The sequence below is a fragment of the Kribbella sp. CA-245084 genome, assembly GCF_050942355.1.
Lineage (GTDB): Bacteria > Actinomycetota > Actinomycetes > Propionibacteriales > Kribbellaceae > Kribbella.
In genome coordinates, this window is sequence record NZ_CP192053.1 from 699,320 (window position 1) to 724,709 (window position 25,390).

Annotated in this window: 23 protein-coding genes; 8 read left to right on the top strand and 15 right to left on the bottom strand. The window is 68.0% G+C overall.

The window, feature by feature from the left end; all coding sequences use genetic code 11:
• The first annotated feature begins 15 nt into the window (after positions 1-15).
• The gene (locus ACQPYH_RS03520) at positions 16-1,503 is read left to right on the top strand and encodes a CHAD domain-containing protein (RefSeq protein ID WP_432886448.1); all 1,488 of its coding nucleotides are present in this window, start codon (positions 16-18) and stop codon (positions 1,501-1,503) included.
• Positions 1,504-1,784: 281 nt separating this feature from the next.
• Here the strand turns inward: ACQPYH_RS03520 and ACQPYH_RS03525 are convergent, their stop codons facing one another.
• The 9 genes from ACQPYH_RS03525 to ACQPYH_RS03565 form a co-directional block, all read right to left on the bottom strand.
• Positions 1,785-3,416 carry a solute symporter family protein gene (locus ACQPYH_RS03525; protein WP_432894332.1) on the bottom strand — a complete coding sequence of 544 codons (1,632 nt, stop codon included), beginning with the start codon at positions 3,414-3,416 and terminating at the stop codon, positions 1,785-1,787.
• 11 nt (positions 3,417-3,427) lie between these two features.
• Positions 3,428-3,760, bottom strand: coding sequence for a DUF485 domain-containing protein (locus ACQPYH_RS03530; RefSeq protein WP_134105906.1), 333 nt, complete (start codon positions 3,758-3,760; stop codon positions 3,428-3,430).
• Between the two features lie 174 nt (positions 3,761-3,934).
• Positions 3,935-5,473, bottom strand: coding sequence for a cation acetate symporter (locus tag ACQPYH_RS03535; protein WP_432886451.1), 1,539 nt, complete (start codon positions 5,471-5,473; stop codon positions 3,935-3,937).
• Positions 5,474-5,854: a hypothetical protein gene (locus ACQPYH_RS03540; RefSeq protein ID WP_432886454.1), complete on the bottom strand. Its 381-nt coding sequence runs from the start codon at positions 5,852-5,854 to the stop codon at positions 5,474-5,476. It lies immediately after the preceding gene.
• A complete protein-coding gene (locus tag ACQPYH_RS03545; RefSeq protein ID WP_432886457.1) occupies positions 5,851-6,597 on the bottom strand; it encodes a LytR/AlgR family response regulator transcription factor in 747 nt (248 codons plus the stop codon). Before ACQPYH_RS03545 ends, ACQPYH_RS03540 begins: the two co-directional genes overlap by 4 nt.
• 9 nt (positions 6,598-6,606) lie before the next feature.
• Complete coding sequence (locus tag ACQPYH_RS03550; RefSeq protein ID WP_432886460.1) at positions 6,607-7,731, bottom strand: histidine kinase; 1,125 nt, start codon at positions 7,729-7,731, stop codon at positions 6,607-6,609.
• 17 nt (positions 7,732-7,748) lie between these two features.
• Positions 7,749-8,480, bottom strand: coding sequence for a metallophosphoesterase family protein (locus ACQPYH_RS03555; protein WP_432886463.1), 732 nt, complete (start codon positions 8,478-8,480; stop codon positions 7,749-7,751).
• A 55-nt stretch (positions 8,481-8,535) separates the two neighbouring features.
• Positions 8,536-9,762 carry a hypothetical protein gene (locus ACQPYH_RS03560; RefSeq protein ID WP_432886466.1) on the bottom strand — a complete coding sequence of 409 codons (1,227 nt, stop codon included), beginning with the start codon at positions 9,760-9,762 and terminating at the stop codon, positions 8,536-8,538.
• 1 nt (position 9,763) lies between these two features.
• Positions 9,764-10,924 (bottom strand): hypothetical protein, encoded by a 1,161-nt coding sequence (locus ACQPYH_RS03565; protein ID WP_432886468.1) that lies wholly within the window; start codon positions 10,922-10,924, stop codon positions 9,764-9,766.
• Positions 10,925-11,037: 113 nt separating this feature from the next.
• On the opposite strand from ACQPYH_RS03565, the gene ACQPYH_RS03570 reads away from it, so the two are divergent.
• The gene (locus ACQPYH_RS03570) at positions 11,038-12,465 is read left to right on the top strand and encodes a serine/threonine-protein kinase (RefSeq protein WP_432886471.1); all 1,428 of its coding nucleotides are present in this window, start codon (positions 11,038-11,040) and stop codon (positions 12,463-12,465) included.
• Here the strand turns inward: ACQPYH_RS03570 and ACQPYH_RS03575 are convergent.
• Positions 12,462-13,397 carry a hypothetical protein gene (locus tag ACQPYH_RS03575; RefSeq protein ID WP_432886474.1) on the bottom strand — a complete coding sequence of 312 codons (936 nt, stop codon included), beginning with the start codon at positions 13,395-13,397 and terminating at the stop codon, positions 12,462-12,464. The genes ACQPYH_RS03570 and ACQPYH_RS03575 overlap by 4 nt on opposite strands.
• Positions 13,398-13,514: 117 nt before the next feature.
• Here ACQPYH_RS03575 and ACQPYH_RS03580 point away from each other — a divergent pair, with 117 nt between their 5' ends.
• Genes ACQPYH_RS03580 through ACQPYH_RS03595 form a run of 4 tightly spaced genes read left to right on the top strand, consistent with a single transcriptional unit; the run spans position 13,515 to position 17,686 of the window.
• Positions 13,515-14,849 carry a dipeptidase gene (locus ACQPYH_RS03580; protein ID WP_432886477.1) on the top strand — a complete coding sequence of 445 codons (1,335 nt, stop codon included), beginning with the start codon at positions 13,515-13,517 and terminating at the stop codon, positions 14,847-14,849.
• A 43-nt stretch (positions 14,850-14,892) separates the two neighbouring features.
• Positions 14,893-16,014, top strand: a complete 1,122-nt coding sequence (locus ACQPYH_RS03585; protein WP_432886480.1) for an NAD(P) transhydrogenase subunit alpha — start codon at positions 14,893-14,895, stop codon at positions 16,012-16,014.
• Positions 16,014-16,319 carry an NAD(P) transhydrogenase subunit alpha gene (locus tag ACQPYH_RS03590; RefSeq protein WP_130446026.1) on the top strand — a complete coding sequence of 102 codons (306 nt, stop codon included), beginning with the start codon at positions 16,014-16,016 and terminating at the stop codon, positions 16,317-16,319. The genes ACQPYH_RS03585 and ACQPYH_RS03590 overlap by 1 nt, the downstream gene beginning before the upstream one ends.
• On the top strand, positions 16,316-17,686 hold the full coding sequence (locus ACQPYH_RS03595; protein ID WP_432886483.1) for an NAD(P)(+) transhydrogenase (Re/Si-specific) subunit beta: 1,371 nt from the start codon (positions 16,316-16,318) through the stop codon (positions 17,684-17,686). Before ACQPYH_RS03590 ends, ACQPYH_RS03595 begins: the two co-directional genes overlap by 4 nt.
• Before the next feature lie 351 nt (positions 17,687-18,037).
• Here ACQPYH_RS03595 and ACQPYH_RS03600 read toward each other — a convergent pair whose 3' ends face one another.
• Both ACQPYH_RS03600 and ACQPYH_RS03605 read right to left on the bottom strand, forming a co-directional pair.
• On the bottom strand, positions 18,038-19,033 hold the full coding sequence (locus tag ACQPYH_RS03600) for a helix-turn-helix domain-containing protein (protein ID WP_432886486.1): 996 nt from the start codon (positions 19,031-19,033) through the stop codon (positions 18,038-18,040).
• A gap of 8 nt (positions 19,034-19,041) precedes the next feature.
• On the bottom strand, positions 19,042-20,025 hold the full coding sequence (locus ACQPYH_RS03605) for a helix-turn-helix transcriptional regulator (protein WP_432886489.1): 984 nt from the start codon (positions 20,023-20,025) through the stop codon (positions 19,042-19,044).
• Between the two features lie 337 nt (positions 20,026-20,362).
• Between ACQPYH_RS03605 and purF the strand changes: the two genes are divergently transcribed.
• Together purF and purM are read left to right on the top strand one after the other, a co-directional pair.
• Positions 20,363-21,850, top strand: a complete 1,488-nt coding sequence (purF, locus tag ACQPYH_RS03610; protein WP_432894333.1) for an amidophosphoribosyltransferase — start codon at positions 20,363-20,365, stop codon at positions 21,848-21,850.
• Between the two features lie 82 nt (positions 21,851-21,932).
• Complete coding sequence (gene purM, locus ACQPYH_RS03615; protein ID WP_432886492.1) at positions 21,933-23,006, top strand: phosphoribosylformylglycinamidine cyclo-ligase; 1,074 nt, start codon at positions 21,933-21,935, stop codon at positions 23,004-23,006.
• A gap of 173 nt (positions 23,007-23,179) precedes the next feature.
• On the opposite strand, the gene ACQPYH_RS03620 is transcribed toward purM, so the two are convergent.
• The 3 genes from ACQPYH_RS03620 to ACQPYH_RS03630 all read right to left on the bottom strand — a co-directional run bounded on the left by ACQPYH_RS03620 (position 23,180) and on the right by ACQPYH_RS03630 (position 25,296).
• Positions 23,180-23,365, bottom strand: a complete 186-nt coding sequence (locus tag ACQPYH_RS03620; protein WP_130387089.1) for a DUF3073 domain-containing protein — start codon at positions 23,363-23,365, stop codon at positions 23,180-23,182.
• 194 nt (positions 23,366-23,559) lie between these two features.
• Positions 23,560-24,372: an ABC transporter permease gene (locus ACQPYH_RS03625; RefSeq protein ID WP_432886495.1), complete on the bottom strand. Its 813-nt coding sequence runs from the start codon at positions 24,370-24,372 to the stop codon at positions 23,560-23,562.
• 33 nt (positions 24,373-24,405) lie between these two features.
• Complete coding sequence (locus tag ACQPYH_RS03630) at positions 24,406-25,296, bottom strand: ABC transporter ATP-binding protein (protein ID WP_432886498.1); 891 nt, start codon at positions 25,294-25,296, stop codon at positions 24,406-24,408.
• Positions 25,297-25,390 lie beyond the last annotated feature (94 nt).

Consider the following 25,390-nt stretch of genomic DNA (forward strand, 5'->3'; position numbering starts at 1 on the left):
GGTAAACAAGAGGGTATGCACCCGACCGAGCAGCTTGAGATCGAGACGAAGTACGACGTCGACGACAGCGTGATCCTGCCGGCGCTGCACGAGCTGCCCGGGGTCGCGAGCGTCGCCCAGCCCGTCGAGCTCGACCTGGAAGCGGTGTACTACGACACCGCCGCGCTCGACCTGGCCGCGAACAAGGTGACGTTGCGCCGCCGCACCGGTGGTGAGGACGACGGCTGGCACGTGAAGTTCCCGGTGTCGTCGGGCGAGCGGCTCGAGGTCCATCACCCGCTCGGGCGATCGGTGCGTACCGTGCCGATCGCGGTCGTTCGCACGGTCCGCGTGCATGCGCGCGATCACGCGTTGGTGCCGGTCGTCACGCTGCAGACGAGGCGCGTCGTACACCGCCTGCTCGACGCGGACGGCGCCGTACTCGCGGAGGTCGCCGACGACAACGTCACCGCGACGGTCGAGGGCGGCGAGCCGGAGAGCTGGCGCGAGTGGGAGGTCGAGCTGGTCGGCGGGGACAAACTGCTGCTCGAGGACGCCGGTGAGCTGCTGAAGTCGGCCGGCGCGCGTCCCGCGAGCGGTCCGAGCAAGTTGGCGCGGGCGCTCGGCAGTCGGGTGCCGTCGTCCGTGGACTGGACGCTGCCGAAGAAGCCGCGGACCTCCGACCTGTTCCGCGCGTACGCCGCTGCGCAGGTGACGGCGATCCACGAGCGGGACCCCGAGGTACGGCGTGATGTCCCGGACTCGATCCACAAGTTCCGGGTCGCGACGCGGCGTCTGCGGTCGGCGCTGGCGACGTACCGTCCGGTGATCGATCGCGAGGCTGGTGACGAGATCCGGGCGGAGCTCAAGTGGCTCGCCGGTGAACTCGGCGTCGCGCGCGATGCGGAGGTGCAGCGCGAACATTTCGCGGCCGAGGTCGCGGAGCAGCCGGTCGAACTCGTGATCGGCCGCGTCGCCGGGCGGATCGACGACCACCTGCGCCGGGTCTACAAGGACGGCCGTGCGGGTGCGCTCGCGGCGCTCGAGAGCGAGCGGTACTTCCGGTTGCTCGATGCTTTGGACGAACTGCTCGCGAAGCCGCCGGTGACCGGCGACGACCGCAAGGCGAGCAAGCAGATCGACGACATCCTCCACCACGACCGCAAACGGATGCGCAAGGCGGTCAAGCGCTCCCAGGCCGCGGAGACGGTTGCTGAGCAGGACCACGAGCTTCACGAGGTCCGCAAGGCCGCCAAACGACTCCGGTACGCCGCGGAGTCCGCCGTACCTGTGCTGGGCGACGATGCGACGGCACTGGCTGCTCAGGCCGAAGAGGTCCAGGAGATCCTCGGTGAACACCAGGACTCCGTCGTCTCCCGCGATCTCCTCCACCACCTGGCCCTCGAAGTCTTCGCCGACGGCGGCAACCCCTTCACCTTCGGCCGCCTCCACGCCACCGAAGAAGCCCGCGGCAACACCTCTCGAGCCGCCTTCTACGAACTCTGGCCAACCCTCAAGTTCTGACTGCCGGCCGGCCCCGGACATGGAGCCGGGCGGTCAGGTACTCGCCTACCTGGCCGCCCGGAGTTGGGGCTGTCAGGCAGGTCCGCGTCGATTCAGCAGGGCCTGCCTGACAGGTCTTGAGTGGCCTGGGTCGGAGGTTCGACGGCGCTTTCGGCGCCCAGGCACGCACCTCGCGGCACTTGTCCAGCGCCCACGATGCTCCGCATCGAGGCCACTGACCAAGCACCACGATGCACGCACCTGAACACCGAAATCGCTCGCCGAACCTCCGACCCAGGCCACTAGTGGTTGACCGCCTTCTCGGCGCCGGCGCCGGTAAGGGAGCGGACTTCCATTTCGGCGAAGCGGTCCACGTCGACCGGCTCCTTGCTGGTGATGGTTCCCAGCCAGCCGAGGACGAAGGCCAGCGGGATCGTCACGATGCCGGGGTTGTCGAGCGGGAACCAGTGGAAGTCGATGCTCGTGTCGGTGATCATCGACAGGCTCGCGCCGGTCTTCTTGTCCACCTTGCCGGAGACGACCGGGCTGAACACGATCAGGATGATCGTCGAGGCCAGGCCGCCGTAGATGCTCCACAAAGCGCCGCGGGTGTTGAAGCGCCGCCAGAACAGCGAGTACAGGATCGTCGGCAGGTTCGCACTCGCCGCGACCGCGAACGCGAGCGCCACCAGGAACGCGATGTTCTGGCCGTTCGCGAAGATACCGCCGATGATCGCGACGATGCCGATCACGACCGCGGTGTACCGTGCCACGCGGACCTCGCCGTCGCCGCTGATCTGGCCCTTCTTGATGATCTGGCCGTAGATGTCGTGCGCGAACGACGTACTCGCGGTGATCGTCAACCCGGCCACGACGGCGAGGATCGTGGCGAAGGCGACCGCGGAGATGACGCCGAGCAGGACCTCGCCGCCGAGTTCGAAGGCGAGCAGCGGGGCGGCCGAGTTCGCCTTACCCGGTGCGGCCTTGATCCGGTCCGGTCCGACGATCGCGGCAGCGCCGTACCCGAGGACCAGCGTGAACAGGTAGAAGATGCCGATGATCCAGATCGCCCAGCTGACGCTGCGGCGGGCTTCCTTGGAGTCCGGGACCGTGTAGAAGCGCATCAGCACGTGCGGGAGACCGGCGGTGCCGAGCACCAGCGCGAGTGCCAGCGAGATGAAGTCCAGCTTGGTGACGCCGGTGGCGCCGTACTGCAGGCCTGGCGACAGCAGCTTCTCACCGGCGGCCGGGCTCTTGTCGACCGCTGCACCGAGCAGGTTGGACAGGTTGAAGGCGTACTTCGCGAGCACCCAGATCGTCATGATGCCGGCGCCGATGACCAGCAGCACGGCCTTGACGATCTGGACCCAGGTGGTGCCCTTCATGCCGCCGACCAGGACGTAGGTGATCATCAGGATGCCGACGACGGCGATCACGATGCTCTGCCCGGCCCGGTGGCTGACGCCGAGCAGCAGCGCGACCAGACCGCCGGCGCCTGCCATCTGCGCCAGCAGGTAGAAGAAGCAGACGACGAGGGTCGAGATCGCGGCCGCCATCCGGACCGGCCGTTGCTTCAGCCGGAACGACAGTACGTCGGCCATCGTGAAACGGCCGGTGTTCCGTAGTAGCTCGGCAACTAGTAGCAGTGCAACTAGCCACGCGACGAGGAAGCCGATCGAGTACAGGAAGCCGTCGTACCCGTTCAGCGCGATCGCGCCGGCGATGCCGAGGAACGACGCGGCGGACAGGTAGTCGCCGGAGATCGCGATACCGTTCTGCGGGCCGGTGAAGGACCGGCCGCCGGCGTAGAAGTCGGCCGCGGTCTTGTTGTTGCGGGAGGCCCGGAACACGATCGCCAGCGTGGCCACGACGAACAACCCGAAGATGACGATGTTGACCGTCGGGTTTCCGATGTCTGTTGCCAGCGGCAACATCAGTGGGGCGGTCACTGGGCTTCTCCCTCGATCTGGTGGCGCAGCTTCTCGGCGTCCGGGTCGAGCCGGCGGTCGGCCCAGCGGACGTAGATCAGCGTGATCGCGAACGTCGACACGAACTGGCCGAGCCCGAACAGGAGGGCGACGGTGATGTTGCCGCCGACCTTGTGCGACATGAAGTCATGCGCGTAGGCGGCGAGCAGGACGTAGACGAAGTACCAGACCAGGAACAGTGCGGTCATCGGGAACACGAACCGCCGGAACCTGCGACGCAGTTCGGAGAAGTCCGGTGACAGCTGGACATCCCTGTACGTCGTGAGGTCCGGATCGCGCGTATCACTCATCGGCGAGCCTCCAGATGGATCGAGCCGGGCGGAAGAGGCCGGGCACGTCGTACTGTGGCCTGGGTCACGAGCCGCCGACAGCACCGGCACGCATCGAGCGCTCAGCGGAGCAGACCAGTCGCTCGGTGGATCGGTCAGCTGCGCCGAGCGGTAGGAATCACACGACGAGCGGTCTCACCGAGGCGGCAGGCCGCGGTCCACGTCGACGGCCTCCGGGGTGTGCAGTCGGACCATGCTGCGGGCGGTGCCGGCCGGGATGCGGTCCGGGGTGAGCTTCGAGACCACGATGACGGTGATGAACGCGAGCGGCATCGTCCACGCCGCCGGCTGGCCGACGAGCGCCCGCGGCCAACCTCCCTGCGGTGCACCCGCCACGTTGATCAGAGCGGCAGCGCTGGCCGCGATCCCGCCGACGACCAGCCCAGCCGCCGCGCCCGTGGTCGACATCCGCCGCCACCAGATCCCCAGCACCAACAGAGGGCAGAACGTCGACGCAGCAAGGGCAAACGCGAGCCCGACGGTGTCGGCGAGGCTCAACGCGCCCGTCACCGTGAACGCCAAGTACGGCACGACCATCGCGATCAACGCCGCGATCCGGAAGCTGTTCACCGCGACGTAATCGCCGCCGGTCCACTCGCGCAACCGGCTCCGCAGCAGGTCCTGGTCGATCACCCCGGCGATCGCGACCGTCAACCCCGACGACGTCGACAGGAACGCCGCGAACGCCCCGGCGGCGACCAGTGCGCCGAGCAGATCCCCTGCTGTACCAGGGAAAACTCGCCCGGGCAGCTCGAGTACGACGGTGTCTCCGCCGCTGGCCACCAGGTCGGGCGCGAACGTCCGCCCGAGGACGGCGTACATCGGCGGGAAGAGGTAGAACAGGCCGAGCAGCGCGAGGACGACGACCGTCGTACGGCGGGCCGCGCGGCCGTCCGGGTTGGTGTAGAAGCGGACGAGGACGTGCGGGAGCCCCATCGTCCCGAAACAAAGGGCCAAGAGCAACGAATACGTCGCGTAGAGGGGATGGTCCCGACCGCCCGCACGCGACAACGGCTCGGCCCACCCGGCGGCCGCGCCGTGCAGTGAATCGAGTACGCCGGTCGGCTGGTGCCACGCGAGCAGGATCACGAAGATTGGTGCTGCCAACGCTGTCAGCTTCAGCCAGTACTGGAACGCCTGGACGAACGTGATCGAGCGCATTCCGCCGGCGGCGACATTGATCACCACGATCACGGCGACGATCATCGCCCCGACCTGCGGCGGAGCGCCGGTGACGGTCTGTACGGCGAGACCGGCTCCGTGCAGCTGCGGGAGGAGATAGAGCGTCCCGATTCCGACCACGAGACCGGCGCAGATCCGGCGTACGGCGGCGGACTCGAAGCGAGTCTCGGCGAAGTCAGGCAGGGTGTACGCACCGGACCGGCGCAGCGGAGCTGCCACCAGGACCAGCAGCATCAGATACCCGACCGTGTAGCCGACCGAGAACCACAGCATGTCGGCGCCGTTCACCAGCACCAGACCGGCGACGCCGAGGAACGACGCGGCCGACAGGTACTCGCCGCTGATCGCCGAGGCGTTCCAGCGCGGCGTGATGGCGCGGCTGGCGACGTAGAAGTCGCTGGTGGTCCGGGAGATCCGCAACCCGAACAACCCGATCCCGATCGTTGCCGCGACCACCAATCCGATCGCGCTCAAACTGATTGCCGACGACATCTATTGCCGCCCGACGAATTCGGTGAACTCGGCTTCGATCCGTTCGGCGTTGCGGACGTAGATGCGGGCGGCGATGTAGACCACCGGGTAGACCAGGATGCCGAGGATCACCCAGGGCAGCGGTAGGCCGAGGACGGACAGCGTGCGGGTCGGCGGGACGAGCCAGAAGAGCAGGGGGATGCTGCCGAGGACGAGTAGTACGCCGCCGATGACGGCCAGCGTGAGTCGCAGCTGGGACTGGACCAGCGAGAGCATGTAGATCTCGCCGAGCCGCGTCTGCTCATCGATCTCGCGGGTACCGGTGGGGATGATCGGACGCCGTGCCGCACTGGTCCGCGGGCTGGTGACCCGAACCCTGCGCGGTCCCTCCGGAGTGCTCATCGCAGGGAGGTCGATCGGACCAGGAGGTCGCGCAGCTCGCGGGTGTGCCGCCGGCTCACCGGGAGCCAGTCGCCGCCGACCCGGACCGCGCACCGGCCGCCGTCGACCCGCATCTCGTCGATGTGGGCCAGCGCGACCAGTGTGCTGCGGTGGATCCGCGTGAACCCGGCGTCGCGCCAGCGCTCCTCAAGTGTGCTGAGCGGGATGCGGACGAGGTGCGAGTTCTGGCCGGTGTGCAGGCGGGCGTAGTCGCCCTGCGCCTCGACGTACCGGACTGTGGAGCGCTGGACGAACCGTGTGATGCCGGCCAGCTCCACCGAGATCGTCTCGTCCTCGGTGTCGTCCGGTGACTGCAGCGCAGCGGGTGCGCCCGCAGTGACCACCCGGCGGACCGCCTCGGCCAGGCGTTCGGCGCGGACCGGCTTCATGACGTAGTCGGCGGCGTCGAGCTCGAAGGCGGCCACGGCGTGTTCGTCGTACGCCGTGACGAAGACGATCCGAGGACGCGGCTGGCGGAACTTCGACAGCACACTGGCCAGGTCGATGCCGTCCAGGCCGGGCATCTTGATGTCGCAGAACACCACGTCCAGGTCGGAGGCCTGCAGGATCTTCAGCGCCTCCGGGCCGTCGGATGCGGTCTGGATGGGCCCGATCCGGGGGTCCTGGCTCAGCAGGTACACCAGCTCCTCACGGGCGGGCTCCTCGTCGTCCGCGACCAGCGCGCGCAGCGGAGTGTCGGCCATACCTTCACCCTAGGGGGACGCATGCACTCCTGAGGAGTATTTGGGGATGCGGAAAGTAACCTTCGTGCCGGCCTCGAGCGCGGTCTCCACGACCAGGCCGTACGTGTCGCCGTACACCTGCCGCAGCCGCGCGTCGACGTTGCCCAGGCCGACCGAGTCGCCGCCGGTCTCGCCGGACAGGGCGGCGCGGATCACCTCAGGGTCGCTGCCGGCGCCGTCGTCCTCCACGCTGATCTCTGCCTCGTTGATCCGGTCCCGCGCGCGGATCGTGATCGATCCGGCCCCGGCCTCGAGTCCATGTCGTACTGCGTTCTCCACCAGCGGCTGGACGACCAGGAACGGGATGACCACCGGCAGCACCTCCGGCGCGATCTGCAGCGACACCTTGAGCCGATCACCGAAGCGGGCCTGCTCCAGCACCAGATAGCGCTCCACGTTCCGCAGCTCGTCGGCCAGCGTGGTGAACTCACCGCCACGCCGCAGTGCGTAACGGGAGAAGTCAGCGAACTCCAGCAGGAGCTCACGCGCTCGCTCAGGATCTGTGCGGACGAACGACGCTATAGCGGCCAGAGCGTTGTAGATGAAGTGCGGGCTGATCTGGGCGCGCAGTGCACGCAGCTCGGCCTCCATAGCCCGCGTACGTTCCTTGTTGAGCTCCGCAAGCTCCACCTGGCCGGATACCCACCGGGCGACCTCTTCGGTCGCCCTGACCAACGCAGCGGAGGTGTTGTTGCTGTACGCGACCAGTACCGCGACCACGCGCTCCTCGGTGACGATCGGTGCGACCACCGCCGTACGGATCGGGCACTGTGGATCGCGGCAGGCCACGTCGTGTGCACCTAGTACTGCGGTTCGGCCCGAGCGGAGCGTCGGCGCGGCGAGGTCCTTGGCGTCCCGACGGTGATTGCTCTCGTACGGTCCGCCGATGCCGTCCCACGCCAGTACGCCGGACGAGTCGCAGATCGCGATGGCCGCCGTACCGAGGAGGTCCCTGAGGTGGCGGCTCGCTTTGCCTGCCGCTGCAGGTGTCAGGCCTTCACGCAGGTGCGGGCTGGCCAACGAGGCGGTATGCAGGGTCGCATACGTGGCCTTGTCGGCCGGAGTCCCGAAATGCTTCCTCCGCCGCGCGAACACCCCCTGACGGTAACCGCTCAGCCCTCCGCACGCGGCCTGAACGCCTCCAGCGCCTCCGTGTCGGAGTACGTGCTCAGCAGGTACTCCGCAACCCACGCCTCCCGGCCTGGGTACGTCGACTCGCGCACGATCCGGTCCGCTGCTGCAGCAGCGTCCAACGCGGATCGACGCAGTTGTACGCCGTCTGCGGTGAGCAGCGCCCAGCTCGGCCCAGGTGCGCCGTACGGCATGCCGACGCTGCCCGCGTTCACTACTAGACGCCGATCGACCTGACGCGCGAACGGCATGTGCGTGTGGCCACACACAACCGTCCTGACGTCAGCCGGCAAGCCGCTGAACACTGTGGACCACCGTGAGATCGGGCTGTCGACCAGCACCATCTCCTCGTCATCGCCTGGAGTGGCGTGGCAGAACAGCGCGTCTCCGATGGTCACAGTGGTAGGCAGTCCGGCCAGCAGTTCGACCTGGTCCGGCCGCAGCTGCTCCGCTGCCCACGGACTCACCTCATCCGGTGGCTTGGCGTCGTACGTCCCCCGAGCCATCTCTACCAGTTCCCGGTCCGCGTTGCCGCGCACCCACACGGCCCGATCGCCCAACGCCGTCAAGACATCCAGCGTCTCGACCGGCTGTGGCCCACTGGCGATGTCCCCGGCCAGCACGATCACATCAGCGTCCTGAGCGTCGGCCAGCACGGCCTCCAACGCAGGCAGCACCCCATGAATGTCAGCCAGTACGGCAACCGTCGTCATACCCGCAGTCTGCCGCGAAAACCCTTGCTGCAAAGGGACATCTGCTCAGAGCAGATCAGCGGGCGAAGTCGACCTGCTTGGCGGCGACGACCTCGGTCGCGCGTTCACACTCCGCGGTGTCGAGGGAGCAGCGCACGACGGTGGTCTTCGTGTTCGGATCCTGACCGCCTCCGGCCACGACGGCGACCATCAGCAGGTGCTGTTCGTCCTCAGCGACGGCCTCGTAGAAGCAGCCACTCCACTGGCGCTCTACGGCGCCACTGCGCGAGTCCAGCGCGGTGATGATGTTGCTGCAGTAGCTGTCGCCGTACGCCGGTGTGCCGATCGCGACGCTGCCGTCGGGGGTGAATCCGGTGACCCGGTAGTCGCAGGTCTTGAACCGCTTCTTACCGGTGGCGATCTCGACGACCGTGGAGCAGCCGTCGCCGGTGTTGTTCGCGGGCAGTGCGGACGCCAGGCGGCCGTCCTCGGACACAGCCATCGCGTCTCCGGTGACTGTCTTCACCAGAACGGGTTTGGCCGCACCCGGTGTCCACGAGTAGAGCTTCAACGTCTGCTCAGCACCCTTGACGGAGGCCTTGTAGTAGATCGTGTCCTTCGTGTACGCGAGCACATAGATGCTCTGGACGTCCGGGAGCTCCACGGACTTCACCGAGGCGCCGTTGTCCGCGTAGAGCGTCGCGCCGTACGTCTGCTCTCCAACAACTACCGGTGGGGTGGTCGCGTACGCCACGGCCGACTGGTCGGCCGTCCCCGCGAGGGTCATGACATGTGGCGTACGGCGAATCACTGTGCCGCTGGAGCCGACCTTGAGCAGCTCGCCGCCGGAGGTCGTTGCGAGCACGCTGGTGCCCAGCCGGGCGACCTCCATGAGGCTGCCGGTGCTCGGGACCTTCAGCTCCTTGCCGGCGCCGAGCACTGTGCGGTCGAAGCGATAGGCCAGCTGAGGACCTCGCCCCTGCGTCAGCTTGGCGGCCTCGAGAGCAACCGGGCCGGGGGGCGCCTGGGGTGTCGTCGTCGACGGAGGCTTCGGCGTGAGCGACGGCTTCAGCGTCGGCTTCGCTAGTACGACCGGGGTCGAGGTGAGCATCGGGGTCGGCGATGGCGTCGGTGACGGTGTGGGGCTCAGGGTTCCGCCCAGTGGTGCGGCGAGGGCTGAGGAGGCTGACTCGGGCCGCTGACGGTAGGCGAGGGCTCCGCCGACCGCGACAGCAGCAACAGCGACGGCCGCTACGACAGCGATGAGACGGCCGTTCAGCTGTCGCTTGGGCGGAGTCGTCAACTCAGTCCCCGATCAGTAGTGCGCCCTTGGCAAGGGGCGTGGCGAGTTCGCAAGCACCGGTCGAGATCGTGCAGCGGATGATGGAAGCAGGTGTCGCTTCGCCGGTGTCGGCGAGCAGGAGGAGGTGCTGGTCGTCTTCGGGGACCCACTGGCGGAACACTCCGGACCACTCGTGCAGCAGAGTGCCCTTCTTGGCGTCCAGTACAGCTGCGATGCCGTTGCCGTACCCGTCCTGGTACATCGGACCGGCGATCGCTGTAGCGCCGTCCGGGGTGAAGCCGACGATCTGGTAGTCGCAGGTGCGCCAGAGGCGTTTGCCTGCCGGCACCGTCAGGAGACTGCTGCAGCTGTTCTGGTCAGCCAGTGTGGTCAGCGAGCCCGCCGTACCGACGCTGGAGACAGCCATCGCCTTCGGGACTGCCTTGATCAGCGTCGCCTTCGACTCACCCGGAGTCCACTCGTACAGGCTGGTCGAACCAGCCTCGGTCGTCCCCGCGTCGAAGTACACCTTGCCGTTGAGATAGCCCAGCAGGGAGGTGTTCCAGACGTCCGGCACAGTGACCTTCTGTACTTCGGCGCGGCCCTGGTCCTGCTGTGCGTAGATGGTCGCTCCGGCCATCGACTCGCCGGTGTCCTTCAGGCGCGAGCCGACGTACGCCGCGCCGAGGCCGTCGTCGGTGGTGACGATCTGGTTGATGTCCGGGGTCCGGGCGGTGATCTTGCCGTCGGTGTTGATCGTCAGCATCTCGGTGCCATAGCCCTTGGTGACCACCGCGAGGGCCGACGAGCCGAGCCGTGCGACCTCCTGGATATCGGCGGTGCCCGGGACCTTGACGTCTCCGCCGGCGCCGCCGCGGATCGTCCGGCCGGTCAGGTACGCGATCTGCGGCGCGCGGCCGGGCGGGAGCTTGTCGAGGACGATCTTCGTCTTCAGCGGTCCGGCAGGCGGCGTACTGCTCGGGGTCGGCGTCTTGGCGGGCGTCGGTGTCGGCTTGGCCGTCGTCGGTTTGCTGGTGACCGGGGACGGCGAGGTGGAGAGCGGGGCCGCCTCGGCCTCGGCGGTCTCCGGGCCCTGGCGGTAGGCGAGGGCTCCGCCGCCCGCGATGGCGGCCACGGCGACAGCTGCGACGAGGGCGACCAAGCGGCCGTTCTGCACTCGCATCGGCGATCTCCTAACAAACCTCAAGGCCCGCTGTCGGGAGATGTGACGTCGGGAAACACCGCTTTGTTCACTCCAGCGAACGGGTCGCAGGAGGGATCGAGCATAATTGCGCCATGGACCAGCCACCCCGGATCGGCCGGTACTCCCTGGTCCGCCGGGTGGGTGCCGGAGGTTTCGCGACCGTTTGGCTGGCCCGGGACGAGCAATTGGATGCCGAGGTCGCGGTCAAGATCCTGTCCGAGAACTGGGTCGAGGACGAGGACGTCCGCCGTCGCTTCCTCGCCGAGGGCCGGTTCCTGCGCAAGGTCGACTCGCTGTACGTCGTCGGCGTCCACGACATCGGCGAGGCCGACGACGGCCGCCCGTTCATGGTGCTGACGTACGCCGACGGCGGCACGCTCGCCGAGCGGATCAAGGCCGGGCCGCTCGAGTTCGGCGAGGCGGTCCGGATCATCACGCAGGTCGGGCGCGGCCTGAAGCACCTGCACGCGCGCGGCGTACTGCACCGGGACGTGAAGCCGGCCAACGTGCTCTTCCGCTCGGACTCGGCCGCTGGCGATCGCGCCATGCTGTCCGACCTCGGACTGGGCAAGTCGCTGGCCGAGGTATCGCGGATCACGATGCCCGGCGGCACTCCCGCGTACGTTGCACCAGAGCAGGTGATGGGCGACCGGCTGGACCACCGAGCGGACCTGTACTCACTGGGCGCCGTCGCGTACGCCGCCTTCACCGGTCAGGCTCCGCATGGCGTTGCCAGCCTCGGTGCGGTCATGCAGATCGACGCACCGCCGCCGTCGATGACCACGCTGCGCGAGGACGTGCCGGACGCGATCGACGTCGTCGTACGGCGTGCTCTCGAGCCGGACCGGGACCAGCGCTGGCCCGACCTCGACAGCTTCCTCAATGCGCTGCGAGAGGCGCACACTACGGGCAAGGTGCCGGCTGGGCTGGTTCCAGCCGCGGAGATGCCCCCACCTGCACCGGCGGCCGCTCCGGTCGACCAGGCGACCGCACTGGCCAGTTCGAACGAGCAGACCGTTCCGGTGAAGCCAAAGCGCCGCCGGCGTGCTGCAGTGATCACTACGCTCGCCGCCCTGGTTCTTGCAGCAGGTGGTGGGTACGGCGGCTACGAGTACGTCCTGACCCGCCCGATCAAGGTGGCCGACAAACCGCTGTCGGTCGAGGTCCCGCGCTCGTGGAAGCAGAAGGCCGTTGACGGACAGCAGTCGCTCCTCGTCAGCACCAATACGTCCACATGGCAGACGAACTCTACGATCGAAGGCGTGTTCGTCGGCGTGGTGAACGCGACCCAGCTGCCGACGAGCGTCACGGCGCCTGACGGCTGCACCGTGGGCCCAGGGGCTCAGAGCACCATCGATGGCCAGCAGGCAGTCACGTTCCAGCTCAGCTGTGGGACCAGCCCGAGCATCGTCGAGCAGTACCGGCAGGTGAATGCCAGCACGCAGCTCCGGATCCAGGTCAGGGCTACCGACGCAGGGACCCGGACCAGCGTGCTCGACTCAGCGGCGTACAAGCCTTAAGGCACCAGCGACGTCAGCGACGAGATGGATGCCTTGTGCATGCGCGGGATGACGTTCAGCGTGGCCGGGTCCGACGCGTACAGGTGCGATCCGGACTCGTAGACCAGGTACGCCGTCCCGTTGTACTCCGTGATGCCCTCGGTCATGCTCGGCGCGCGGAAGCAGCTCAGTGCGGCGGCGTCCAGATCCTTCTGGCCGCGCTTGACCACATAGATGTTGCTGCGGTTCCCACGCCCGTACGACGTGCTGTAGATGAAGTGGTTCGCGGTGACGGTCAGGCCCTGCGTCTTGGTCGGGATCTCCCACGCACCGGACTGAGTGGTCAGCGTGCCGTCGTCCGCGATCTTGTACTCGTACATGGTCCCTCGGCCGGTGTCGTTGAATGTCCCGGCGAACAGCGAGTCGCCGTAGCCCCCGATGAAGGAGGAGCCGGCGACGTCGCGCGCAGTACCGACCTGTGCGAGGTACGGCGTACCAGCGGCCTTCAGGGCATCGCGTAGCTCGGTCAGCCGGTACTTGCGGATGCTGCTGCCCTGGCCGGCCACGAAGGCCCAGCCCTTGCTCACGGTGATCCCGCCGACGTGCGATTCGGCGATCGCGACCACGCCGACCGTGGAGCCGGTGGACGGGTCGATGCCGTAGATCTCGGAGTCGGCGCCTTCGCGGTACGCCGCGACGAGGAGCAGGTTCTTGCCGGAGCCGTCCCAGTTGTACCAAGTGCCCGCGCCTTGCGGCGTGTACGTGCTGAGGTTCGGGATGCTTGCGCTGTTGCTGAACCGGGCGTCGTACTTCTTCGACGCGGACGGTCCGTCGTAGAACGTCGCGCCGCCGGTGGTGGCGGTGTCGCAGCTGATCGCGGCGTGCGCCGGCAGGGCTGCGGTGAGGGCGGCGGCTGTGGTCAGAAGGGCGGTCGAGATGGCGAGAAAGCGCATAGTGACCTCCGGAGGCTGGGCGGAAACCTACGAGAACCCCAGAGTAAATCGGCAGTGAGTAACGATCCAGGGCTCACCGGGCGGCAGATCGGCGAACGGACGCCGTACGGTTGTCGCATGACCGATCTGTCCGCGGCGATCGACCGCGTTCTGCCCAGCGTCCGTGCCGACCTCGAGGACCTCATCCGGATCCCGTCGGTCAGTTACGAACCGGCCCGCGCGGCCGACGTCCAGCGGTCCGCCGAGGCGACCGCGGCGCTGTTCGAGGCCGAAGGCTTCACGGTGAAGATCGTCCGCGCCGGCGACGGTGCGCCGGCGGTGATCGCGAAGAAGCCGGCCCCGGCCGGGAAGCCGACCGTCCTGCTCTACGCGCACCACGACGTCCAGCCGACCGGATCGGTCGAGCAGTGGACCTCGGACCCGTTCGAGCCGACCGAGCGCGGCGACCGGCTGTACGGGCGGGGTGCCGCCGACGACAAGGCCGGGATCGCCGCGCACCTCGCCGCCGTACGGGCCTTCGGCAACGATCTGCCGGTGGGCGTGACGGTGTTCGTCGAGGGCGAGGAAGAGATCGGCTCGCCGACCCTGCTGCAGTTGCTGGACGAGTACACGGAGGACCTCGCCGCCGACGCGATCGTGATCGCGGACTCCGGCAACTGGGAGGTCGGTACGCCGGCCCTGACCGTCTCGCTACGCGGCCTGGTCGAGGCGTACGTCGAGGTGCGGACGCTCGATCACGCCGTACACTCCGGTCTTTTCGGCGGGCCGGTCCCGGATGCGCTGTCGGCGCTGTGCCGGCTGCTCGCCACCCTGCACGACGACAAGGGCGACGTCGCGGTCGACGGGCTGCACGCGTCCCGCGCGGCGGATGTGGTCTACCCGGAGGATCGGCTGCGGGCCGAGTCTTCGGTGCTCGATTCCGTTCGGCTGACTGGCTCGGGTTCGCTGGTGGACCGGCTGTGGACCCGGCCGGCCGTTGCGGTGGTCGGCATCGACGCTCCGTCGGTCGCGGAGGCCAGCAACACGCTGGTGCCGGTCGCGCGGGCCAAGGTGAGCCTGCGGGTCGCGCCCGGCGACGACGCGATCAAGGCCAGCGCAGCATTGCGTGAACACTTGGAGAACCACGCGCCCTGGGGTGCGCAGGTGACCGTGACCGAGGGCCAGAACGGCCAGCCGTGCAGCGTGAACGCGCGCGGCGCCGGGTACGAAGCGGCCCGGTCGGCGTTCAAGTCCGCCTGGGGTGTCGACCCGATCGACATGGGTATGGGCGGCTCGATCCCGTTCATCGCGGAGTTCCAGCAGGCGTTCCCGGAGGCAACGATCCTGGTCACCGGCGTCGAGGATCCCGACACCCGAGCCCACGGAATCGACGAGGGCCTCCACCTCGCCGAGTTCTCGAAGGTGTGCCTGGCAGAAGCTCTCTTGCTTCAGAACCTGGCGAACCAGGCGTGAGCGGGCTTTCCGGCGACCCAGTGTTTGGCATAGGTTTCGGCGAGTGAAGATCGCAGTCGTACGGGAGACGAGACCGGCGGAGCGCCGGGTCGCGCTGGTGCCGGAACAAGTCGCGAAACTGATCGAGCTCGGCTACGAGGTCGCGGTCGAGCCGGCCGCCGGTGAACGCGCGCTGTTCTCCGACGACCAGTACCGCGATGCCGGCGCCGAAGTGGCCTGGGGCGCCGACCACGCGTCCACGATCGTGGCATCGGTCCAGCCGCTCGAACGCGAGCGCCTGCAGCGGTTGCACGCCGGTACGGCGCTGATGTCGTTCCTGCCGACGAACCCGCCGGATGTGGTCCGGACCGCCACTCGCGCCAAGCTGACCGCGTTCGCGATGGAGCTGATCCCGCGGATCTCCCGGGCCCAGTCGATGGACGCGCTGTCCTCCCAGGCGCTGGTCGCCGGATACCGGGCGGCGATCGTCGCCGCCGAACGACTCCCGCGTTTCTTCCCGCTGAACATGACGGCAGCCGGCACAGTCCCGCCGGCCCAGGTCGTCGTACTCGGAGCCGGCGTCGCCGGTCTGCAGGCGATCGCGACCGCCAAGCGCCTCGGCGCGGTGGTGAAGGCGTACGACGTCCGTACCGCGGCCGCCGAGGAGATCGCGTCGATGGGCGCCGTACCGATCGAGCTCGAGCTGGGCACGCTGGACGGACCCGGCGGATACGCCCGCGAGATGACGCCTGAACGCGCGCAGCTGCAGCGAGAACTGCTCACGCCGTACGTCGCCGCAGCGGACGCGCTGATCACGACAGCCGCCGTACCGGGCCGGACCGCTCCGATGCTCGTGACGCGATCGATGGTCGAGCAGATGAAGCCGGGATCGGTCGTGGTCGATCTGGCGTCCGAGCAGGGCGGCAACGTCGAAGGATCCGTCGCCGGGACCGAGCTGACCATCGGCGAGGCGCTCGTCTGGGGTGGTGCGAACGTGCCGTCGCAGATGGCCGGTCCGGCATCGCGGCTCTACGGTCAGAACATCGCGAACCTGATCCGGCTGATGACCCGCAACGCCGCCTTCGATCCCGACTTCACCGACGAGATCGTCCGCGGCTGCTGCGTCACCCACGACGGCAGCGTGCTCCACGAGCCCACCCGCGAGCTCTTGAAAGGCCAGGCTTGATGACCGAGTCCATTGCGCTGCTGACGATCTTCGTCCTCGCGGCGTTCGTCGGGGTCGAGGTGATCAGCAAGGTCTCCTCGACGTTGCACACCCCGTTGATGTCCGGAGCGAACGCCATCCACGGCGTCATCCTGGTCGGCGCCATCATCGTCACCGGCTCGGCCGACTCCGTCATCGTGGTGATCGTCGGGCTGCTGGCCGTCGTACTCGCGACCGTGAACATGGTCGGCGGGTTCGTGGTCACCGACCGGATGCTGGAGATGTTCAAAGGTCCGGGGGCTCGTAAGAAGGAGCTGCACAAGTGATCCCCACCTGGGCCCAGATCGGGTATCTGGTCTCCGCGGTCTGCTTCATCGTCGCGCTGAAGGCACTCTCGTCGCCGCGGAGCGCACGAACCGGCAACCTGATCGGTGCCGCGGGCGCGGTGCTCGCGGTGCTCATCACGTTCGCGGCGTACAAGCCGGACCACCTGGCGCCGATCCTGATCGCGCTGATCATCGGCACCATCGGCGGTGTGGTCGGGTCGCGGCGGGTGCAGATGACCCAGATGCCGCAGCTCGTTGCCTTGTTCAACGGTGTCGGCGGCGGCGCGGCCGCACTGGTCGCACTGCTCGAGCTCGACGAGGTCTCGTCCGACGCCACGGTGGCGGCGATCGCTTCGGCGTTCACGATCCTGGTCGGAGCCGTGAGCTTCTCCGGATCGGTGGTGACGTTCACCAAGCTGCAGGAGCTGATGACGACCCGGCCGGTGACGTTCCCCGGTCTGCCGGTGCTGTTCGTTGCGTCGATCCTCGGCGGGTTCGCATTGGGCATCTGGCTGGTGTCGGACCCGCGCGTGTGGGTCGGCGTACTGCTCTGCCTCGTGGGTCTCGCGATCGGTGTGATGCTGGTGCTGCCGGTGGGCGGTGCCGACGTACCGATCGTCATCTCGTTGCTCAACGCCTTCACCGGTCTGACGGTGGCCGCGAGCGGCTATGTGCTGGGCAACACGCTGCTCCTGATCGCGGGCACGCTCGTCGGCGCCGCCGGTACGTTGCTGACCAAGCTGATGGCGGACGCGATGGGGCGGTCCGTGTTCAACATCCTCTTCGGCGCTGTGCGGGGCGGGTCCACGTTGGGCGCCGGTACGGCGTCCGAGCGGCCGGTGATCTCGGGCGGGCCGGAGGACGTGGCGATCCTGCTCGGGTACGCGAACAAGGTCATCATCGTGCCCGGGTACGGTCTTGCGGTGGCGCAGGCGCAGCACGTCCTGCGTGACCTGGTCGAGGAGCTGCAGTCGCGGGGCGTGAAGGTCGACTACGCGATCCACCCGGTCGCGGGTCGCATGCCCGGCCACATGAACGTGCTGCTCGCCGAGGCCCAGGTCCCGTACGACCAGCTCCGCGAGATGGACGACATCAACGGCGACTTCAAGACCACCGACGTCGTCCTCGTCGTCGGCGCCAACGACGTGGTCAACCCCGCCGCCCGCAACACCCCGTCGGCCCCGATCTACGGCATGCCGATCCTGAACGCCGACGAGGCCCAACGAGTCATCTTCCTCAAACGCTCGATGCGCCCCGGCTTCGCCGGCATCGAGAACGAACTCCTCTACGACCCCCGCACAACCCTGCTCTTCGGCGACGCCCGGGACTCCCTCACCAAGCTCCTGGGCGCATTGAAGACCGTCTGAGCCTGGGAAAACGTTGTCATAGGGAAAGCCGCGCACTAAACCACGCCGCGGCTTTCCCCGCAACCATTTGACACCTTCCTGCCGGACAATTCCCCATCCGGTCCAGACCGCTCCAGAGGTGTGGTCTCGTGACGCCCAAGCAGCCGTCACCATCTTCCATTCCCCTGGCCACCCCCGGCCAACGACCTACCCCGGCCACCACGCTTCGTTGCTCGCCCACTCGGTCAGCTGTTTGACTTTCCCCCACGAGAGGCCCGGGCGGCGCACCCATTTCCCCTCTCCTTCCCCCTCGCCCCAAGGAGACCCCATGCCCCGCCCCCACCCACCCCTTTCCCGAGCCTGGGACTGGGGCTAATCCACCCACCCCCGCTGAGCCGCCCGAACCCCCAACTCAAACCGCCCCGAAGCCCTCACCTGATCACTGAGCTTCGAGACGATCCGGCGTACGGTGCGCATCGAAACGCCCAGTCGCCTCGCGACCTGCTCGTCCGTGGCACCCTGCACCAGCAGCTTCAGCAGCTCGATGTCTTGGGCTGTGATCCCGTTGCCTTCGCGTGGGGCCGAGGGTGCAAACGCATCCTCGGCGGCGATCCAGTATTTCAGGAATAATTCCTGTGCCAGATTGACCACGGCGCGACTGTGATGCACGACCGCGCCGACAGAAACGTCGTCGGGATCGATTCCCATGACTGCGGATTCGCCGTCGAAAATGATCAGCTTCATGGGTATTGACGGTGTGGTGCGAACCTTTGCGCCATACTTCTCGAAGAAATACAAATAACCGTCCTTGGATGCGCGGTGTTTCATCTGGGATTCCGTGACGAGGTACCGGACGTCAATACCGCGCTCCAGGAACGGCCGATCGGGACTGTCACTCGGATCCCGATCGGTGATCTCGCTGCTGTACGGCAGCATGCCCCAGGTCGATTTGGTCGGCTGGAAATGCTGCATCCGTGCGTAGGCTCGTTCCCGCCCTTCGAGTACCTCGACATCGCGTGCTGCCCGCTGGACCAGGAGTTCGGTGTAGTCGGCGACGAACTGCCCTGCCGAGAGCTTGTCCGCCTGCAGTTCGTTGGCGAGTACGTCGATCTGCTCCTGCCGCCGCGCAGCCAGCCGCTCCAGCCCCAGGGTCGGGTGCAACGGGTATTCCTCGTCGGGGATGTTCCAGCGCGGCACGAGCAACCCGAACTCACGCAGCCGATCCAGCTCGGCCCGGACCTCTTCCTCTGTCAGGTCCAGCTTGGCGGACAGATCACCCACCCTGGAGCGCCGGACCAACATCGGATCCTGGAGCAGGGTGCGATAGAGCCCCAGCGTGCGCTGACTCAGCCCCAGCGACTCGAACAACGCAGAACTCAGACCCAGCCGCGCTTGGCGGCGGCTACGCCCAGCTCGAAGCGGCTGGCGGCGTCGAGGCGTTCGGAGAGGTTGGCGGTGATGCGCCGCGCTGTGCGGAGGGAGATGCCGAGGAGACGAGCAACCTGCTCGTCCTTGGCCCCGCCGGCGAGAAGCCGGAGTACTTCGGCCTCGTGCGGGGTAAGCGGGGCGTCGTCGTCGCGGTCGTCGGGGTCGAACATTTCGCTTGCCCGCGACCAATAGGCGTCGAACAGCGCTATTGCGACGGACACCACGGCCGGGGTGCGGTGGATCACTGCGCCTGCCGTCGGGCTCATCGGATCCATCGGCATGATCGCGAGCTCCTGGTCGAAGATCAGCAGGCGCATCGGAAGTGTGGGCGTGGCCCGTACCTCGCCACCAAGACGGTGGATGGTGGCGGCGTAGTCGAGTGCCTGCCTCGAGGCTGACATGCTCTGCAGATATACGGTCCGGAGCTTCAGCCCGCGCTCCAGCAGTGAGAAATCGGGGGACTTCTCGGTCGGATGCACGGTGTCGTCAAGGTGTGCCGGGACCAGGCACCAGAACGTATCGCGGGCCTTGAGCGCCAACTCCTCGATGCGTCGTGATGCGTTCGAGCGTCCTTTGATGACCTCGACGTCGCCGCTACTGCGGGCCGTCAACAGCTCGTTGTACTGCTCAGCCACCACGTCGGCGGATGCTTCAGCCTCCTTCAGCTCGCCCAGCATCTGGGTCAGCTCGGTGCGCCGACGCTCGGCCAGGCTCGTCAGGCCGACCCGTGGATGAACTGCGTGCTCCGCCTCGGGGTTCGTCCACGTCGGAACTAGTAACTCGAGCTGCCGCAGCTTCTCCATCAGTTCCTTGACATCGGCTACCGAACGATTTACTAGCGCGGCAATCTGGTCCGGCGTACTGTCTGGGTGGCTGAGAAGGGCGTGGTAGACCGCAAAAGTGGCTTCGTCCACCCCCAGCGGTTCGAGCACGATCCCTCTCCTCCAGAACTTGTCGGAACCGACCATATACAGACAGCGTCTACAAAGAGCACCCGAAGGCGGTTTCGAAGCTATTCGAAGGGACAGGTTGTGATCAAGAAGTTGCTGATTGTCGTGGCGGCCGCAGTCGCTCTGTCAATCGCGTCGCCGGTCGTGGCGTCGGCCTCCACGGGCCAGGAGCCTGCCTGCGGCGCCATCAACGCCTGCTGGTAGACGCTTGGTCCTGACTCCGCAGCGCGTCCCGTAGACTGCTGGTGTGGCTCGTGGCGATGGTCGGCTTACTCATGAACTCGACCCGCAGGATCTGGGTCCGCAGGATGCTTGTGGGGTGTTCGGGGTTTGGGCGCCTGGGGAAGAGGTTGCCAAGCTCACCTACTTCGGTCTGTATGCCTTGCAGCACCGGGGGCAGGAGTCGGCAGGGATTGCGGTCAGTAACGGGTCGCAGATTCTGGTCTACAAGGACATGGGGCTGGTCAGCCAGGCCTTCGACGAGGCGACCCTCGCCAGCTTGAGAGGGCACATCGCGATCGGCCACTGCCGGTACTCGACCACTGGTTCCAGTGTGTGGGCCAACGCGCAGCCGACGTTCCGGTCCACGGCGACCGGTTCGATTGCGCTCGGCCACAACGGCAACCTGACCAACACCAGCGAGCTCGCCGCGAGTCTGAACGGCGAGGGTGACCTGGATCTCGGTCTCGACGCCGACGTCGACCATGCGAAGGCGAACGCCAAGCACGGTGCGTCGTCCGACACCGACATCCTCACGTCGATGCTGGCCGGCTACCCGGACCTGACGATCGAAGAGGCCGCCGCCAAGATCCTCCCGAAGGTCAAGGGCGCGTTCAGCCTGATCTTCATGGACGAGAACACCCTGTACGCCGCCCGCGACCCGCAGGGCATCCGCCCGCTGGTCCTCGGTCGGCTCGAGCGCGGCTGGGTGATCGCCAGCGAGACCGCCGCCCTCGACATCTGCGGTGCGAGCTTCATCCGCGAGGTCGAGCCGGGTGAGATCGTCGCGGTCGACGCCGAAGGTCTCCGCTCCACGAAGTTCGCCGAGCCGGATCCGAAGGGCTGCCTCTTCGAGTTCGTCTACCTGGCCCGGCCGGACACCCAGATCTCCGGCCAGCGGATCTACTCGACCCGCGTCGAGATCGGCCGCAAGCTCGCCAAGGAGCACCCGGCGGAGGCCGACCTCGTCATCGCGACCCCCGAGTCCGGCACCCCGGGTGCGATCGGGTACGCCGAGGAGTCCGGCATCCCGTACGGCTCCGGCCTGGTCAAGAACGCGTACGTCGGCCGCACGTTCATCCAGCCGAGCCAGACGATCCGCCAGCTCGGCATCCGCCTCAAGCTGAACCCGCTGCGCGAGGTGATCGAGGGCAAGCGCCTGGTCGTGGTCGACGACACGATCGTCCGCGGCAACACCCAGCGCGCGGTCATCCGGATGCTGCGCGAGGCCGGCGCCAAGGAGATCCACGTCCGCATCACCGCGCCGCCGGTGAAATGGCCGTGCTTCTACGGCATCGACTTCGCCAGCCGGGCCGAGCTGATCGCCAACGGGCTGAACACCGAGGAGATCTGCCGTTCGCTCGGCGCCGACTCGCTCGGGTACATCAGCCTGGACAACCTGGTCGAGGCGACGACGGTCCCGAAGGAGCGGCTCTGCCGGGCCTGCTTCGACGGCGTCTACCCGGTCGCCCTGCCCGACCCGGAGCACCTCGGCAAGCACCTGCTCGAGCTGCCGGTGACCGACGTCGACGGTCTGGCCACGGTCTCCGGCGGTGGCGGAGCCGCCGACGCCCTGAGCCGTCCGTGATGCCGAACCGCCCGTAATCCAGTCCCCGGGAACACGGCGGTACGCCGGACGCCCGGAGTACCGCCGTACCGAGGAGAAGAACGTGAGCGAAGGCGCGAGCTACGCGTCCGCCGGGGTCGATATCGAGGCCGGTGACCGCGCCGTCGAGCTGATGAAGGAGTGGGTGGCGAAGGCGACCCGCCCCGAGGTGGTCGGTGGGCTCGGCGGGTTCGCCGGCCTGTTCGACGCGACGGCCCTGACGTCGTACCGCCGGCCGCTGCTGGCGACCTCGACGGACGGGATCGGGACCAAGGTCGCGATCGCGCAGAAGCTGGACAAGCACGACACGATCGGGTTCGACCTGGTCGGGATGGTCGTCGACGACCTGGTTGTGTGCGGCGCGGAGCCGCTGTTCATGACCGACTACATCTGCACCGGCAAGGTGGTCCCGGAGACGATCGCGCAGATCGTGAAGGGCATCGCGGAGGCGTGTGTCGAGGCCGGTACGGCGCTGGTCGGCGGCGAGACCGCGGAACACCCGGGTCTGCTGAAGGCAGACGAGTACGACGTGGCCGGCGCCGCGACCGGTGTGGTCGAGGCGGACGAGGTGCTCGGCGCGGAGCGGGTGCGCGCGGGAGACGTCGTACTGGCGATGGCGTCGTCGGGACTGCACTCGAACGGGTACAGCCTGGTCCGGCACGTGTTCTTCGACCGGGCCAAGTGGACGCTGGACCGCGAGGTGCCGGAGCTCGGTACGACGCTGGGCGAGGTGCTGCTCACGCCGACCCGCGTGTACGCCAAGCACTGTCTGGAGCTGATCCAGGAGCTGAACGACGGGGACGGGCGGCCGCTGCACGCGATGTCGCACATCACCGGCGGCGGATTCGCCGCGAACCTGGCGCGCGTGATCCCGGCCGAGCTGTCGGTCCGGATCGACCGGTCGACCTGGACGCCTGCGCCGATCTTCGGGCTCGTCGGGCTGCTCGGCGACGTGGTGCTGCCGGAGCTGGAGAAGACGCTGAACATGGGCGCGGGCATGGTCGCAGTACTCGACCCGTCGGCCGCCGATGCGGCGATCCAGGCGCTGGCCGCCCGCGACATCCCCGCCTGGGTATGCGGCGAGGTCACCGCGACACCGGGCGGCACCGTCACCCTCGAAGGTGCATACGCCAAGTAGGCCTGCATCCAGCACCACCTGGGAGCGGCTCTGGAACGAGCTGTCCGACGCCTCGGGCAGCTACGACCGTTGATCCGCCACAGGTGGTGCTGGTGTGGGTTCTCGTCGGACGCACGGTGAACTGCTCAGTCACCCCGAAGGGCGCCTGAGCAGCTCAGCCGGGCTGATGTTGCTTACCGACGGGGGTGGTAGTCGTCGGCGTCGTCTCCGTCGCCGTCGTTCTCGCCGTTCGCAGAACGGTCGCCACCCTGGTCACCGGACAGCTCACGCTTGAGCTGGTCCAAGTCGGTGTCCCAGGTGCGGTACTTCAGGTCGCGTGCGACCTTCGTCTGCTTGGCCTTTGCACGGCCGCGCCCCATAGCGTCGACCCCCTCGCACAAGTCAACCGGGTACGCTGCGTGGCGCCCACGGATCAGTCGTCAGTAATCGTGGTTCAAGGATACCCGGCGCGCGGGATCGACACACGCACCGCCCCCGTCCAGAGGTCCGATCACAGCATCGGCGGGGTGGGCCGATCCCCTCAAACCGGCCCACCCCGCCGCGTCCGGCCCCGTTACTTCACTTCGCGACGTGAGCTAGCCCACAGTCCGATGATGGTCGGAAGGACGATCCAGACCCCGACCGCGGTCAGCGTCTCGGGCACCATCCCGTGCAGATCCCGCTCCGCGATCCGGCCGAGCGCGCCGAACACGTCCAGGTAGTTCGCGTTGTCCTTGAACAGCGCCGGCCCGGCCAGCGACCACGCGGTCGGCGCGATGAAGAACGCCAGGATCGCGACCGCGGTCTGCGGGATCACCGCACCGAACGCGGCGCCCATCACGACGTTCAGCGCCACAGTCAGGTAGGCGCCGGCGAGTTGCCCGCCGAGTCCGGCGTACGACGCAGCGTGGTCGGTGATCCCACCGGCGAGCGCGGTGCTGGCGAGCGCCAGCGCGACGACCCCGGTCATCACGACCGCACTCAGTACGACGGCGGAGACGAACTTGGCCAGCTGCACCCGGACCCGGCGCGGCGACAGCGTGAACGTGGTCAGCGCGGTCCGCTGCGTCCACTCCGACGTCATCGCCATCACGCCGATCACCGGCAGCAGCAGCATGACGCCGGTGGACGCGGCGCCGAGGAAGCCGTCGAATCCGGCTGCTCCCTGCGGCAGGTGGGTGATCTGCCAGGCCAGTGCGGCCACTGCGATCAGCAGGACCGCGGCGATCAGGACCCGGCCACTGCGGGTGTTGACGGATTTGCGTAGTTCGATTGCAACTAGTTTCAGGAACGACTGGCCGCGGGCGGGCGGCAGCGCGGTCGCTACCTCGGCCCGGTGCTTGGCCGGTGCGGTGGTGGTCGGGACGTCTTCGGTCACGATGGTCATAGCGATGAGCTCCAGAAGAAGAAGTAGGTGTGATCAGGCGGCCGCGGCGGTCGGCGCTGCGGTCAGCTGGAAGAACAGGTCCTCCAGGCCGGCGCCGTCGCTCTGGCGGAGTTCGATCAGAATCTGACCGGCAGCGGCGGCGGCCCGCCCGACCTGCTCGGCGGTGGCGTCGACGCGCAGCGAACCGTCGGCGAGCGGCTCGAGGTTCAGGCCGGCCGCGGTCAGGGCCTCGTTCAGGCGGATCGGGTCGAGGCCGCGGACGAGCGTGCCGCTCCCGGCGAGCAGTTCGTCCAGCGAGCCGTCAGCGACGATCCGGCCGCCGCCGATGACGACCAGGCGGTCGACGGTCGCCTGCACCTCACCGAGCAGGTGGCTGGACAGGATCACGGTGCCGCCGCGGGCGGCGAAGTCCTGCAGCAGCCCGCGCATCCACCGGATGCCCTCCGGGTCCATCCCGTTGGCGGGCTCGTCGAGGATCAGTACGGCGGGGTCGCCGAGCAGCGCGGCCGCGATCCCGAGCCGCTGCCGCATACCGAGCGAGTACTGACCGACGCGGCGCTTCGCGGCGTGGCTGAGTCCGACCGCCTCGAGCATCTCGTCGGTGCGGCTCTTCGGCACCCCGAGCAGGCTCGCGTTCAGCAGCAGCGTCTCGCGGCCGGTGCGGCCCGGGTGCTGCGCCGCGGCGTCCAGCATGACTCCGACGACCCGGCCCGGGTTCGGCAGGTCGGCGTACCGCTTGCCGGTGATGGTGGCGGTGCCGGAGGTCGGCGGCGTCAGGCCGGTGAGCATCCGCAGCGTGGTCGACTTGCCGGCGCCGTTCGGGCCGAGGAAGCCGGTGATGCTGCCGGGCTCAACGGTGAACGACACGTCCTGGACAGCCGTGGTGCTGCCGTAGCGCTTGGTCAGATTCTCGACGGTGATCATGACATCGAGTCAACCGCCGGCGACCCCCTTCGCACATCGGACGAGCGGCTGCGGCTACCCCCTACGAAAGTTGCCTCCGGCGACCAGGAACCCA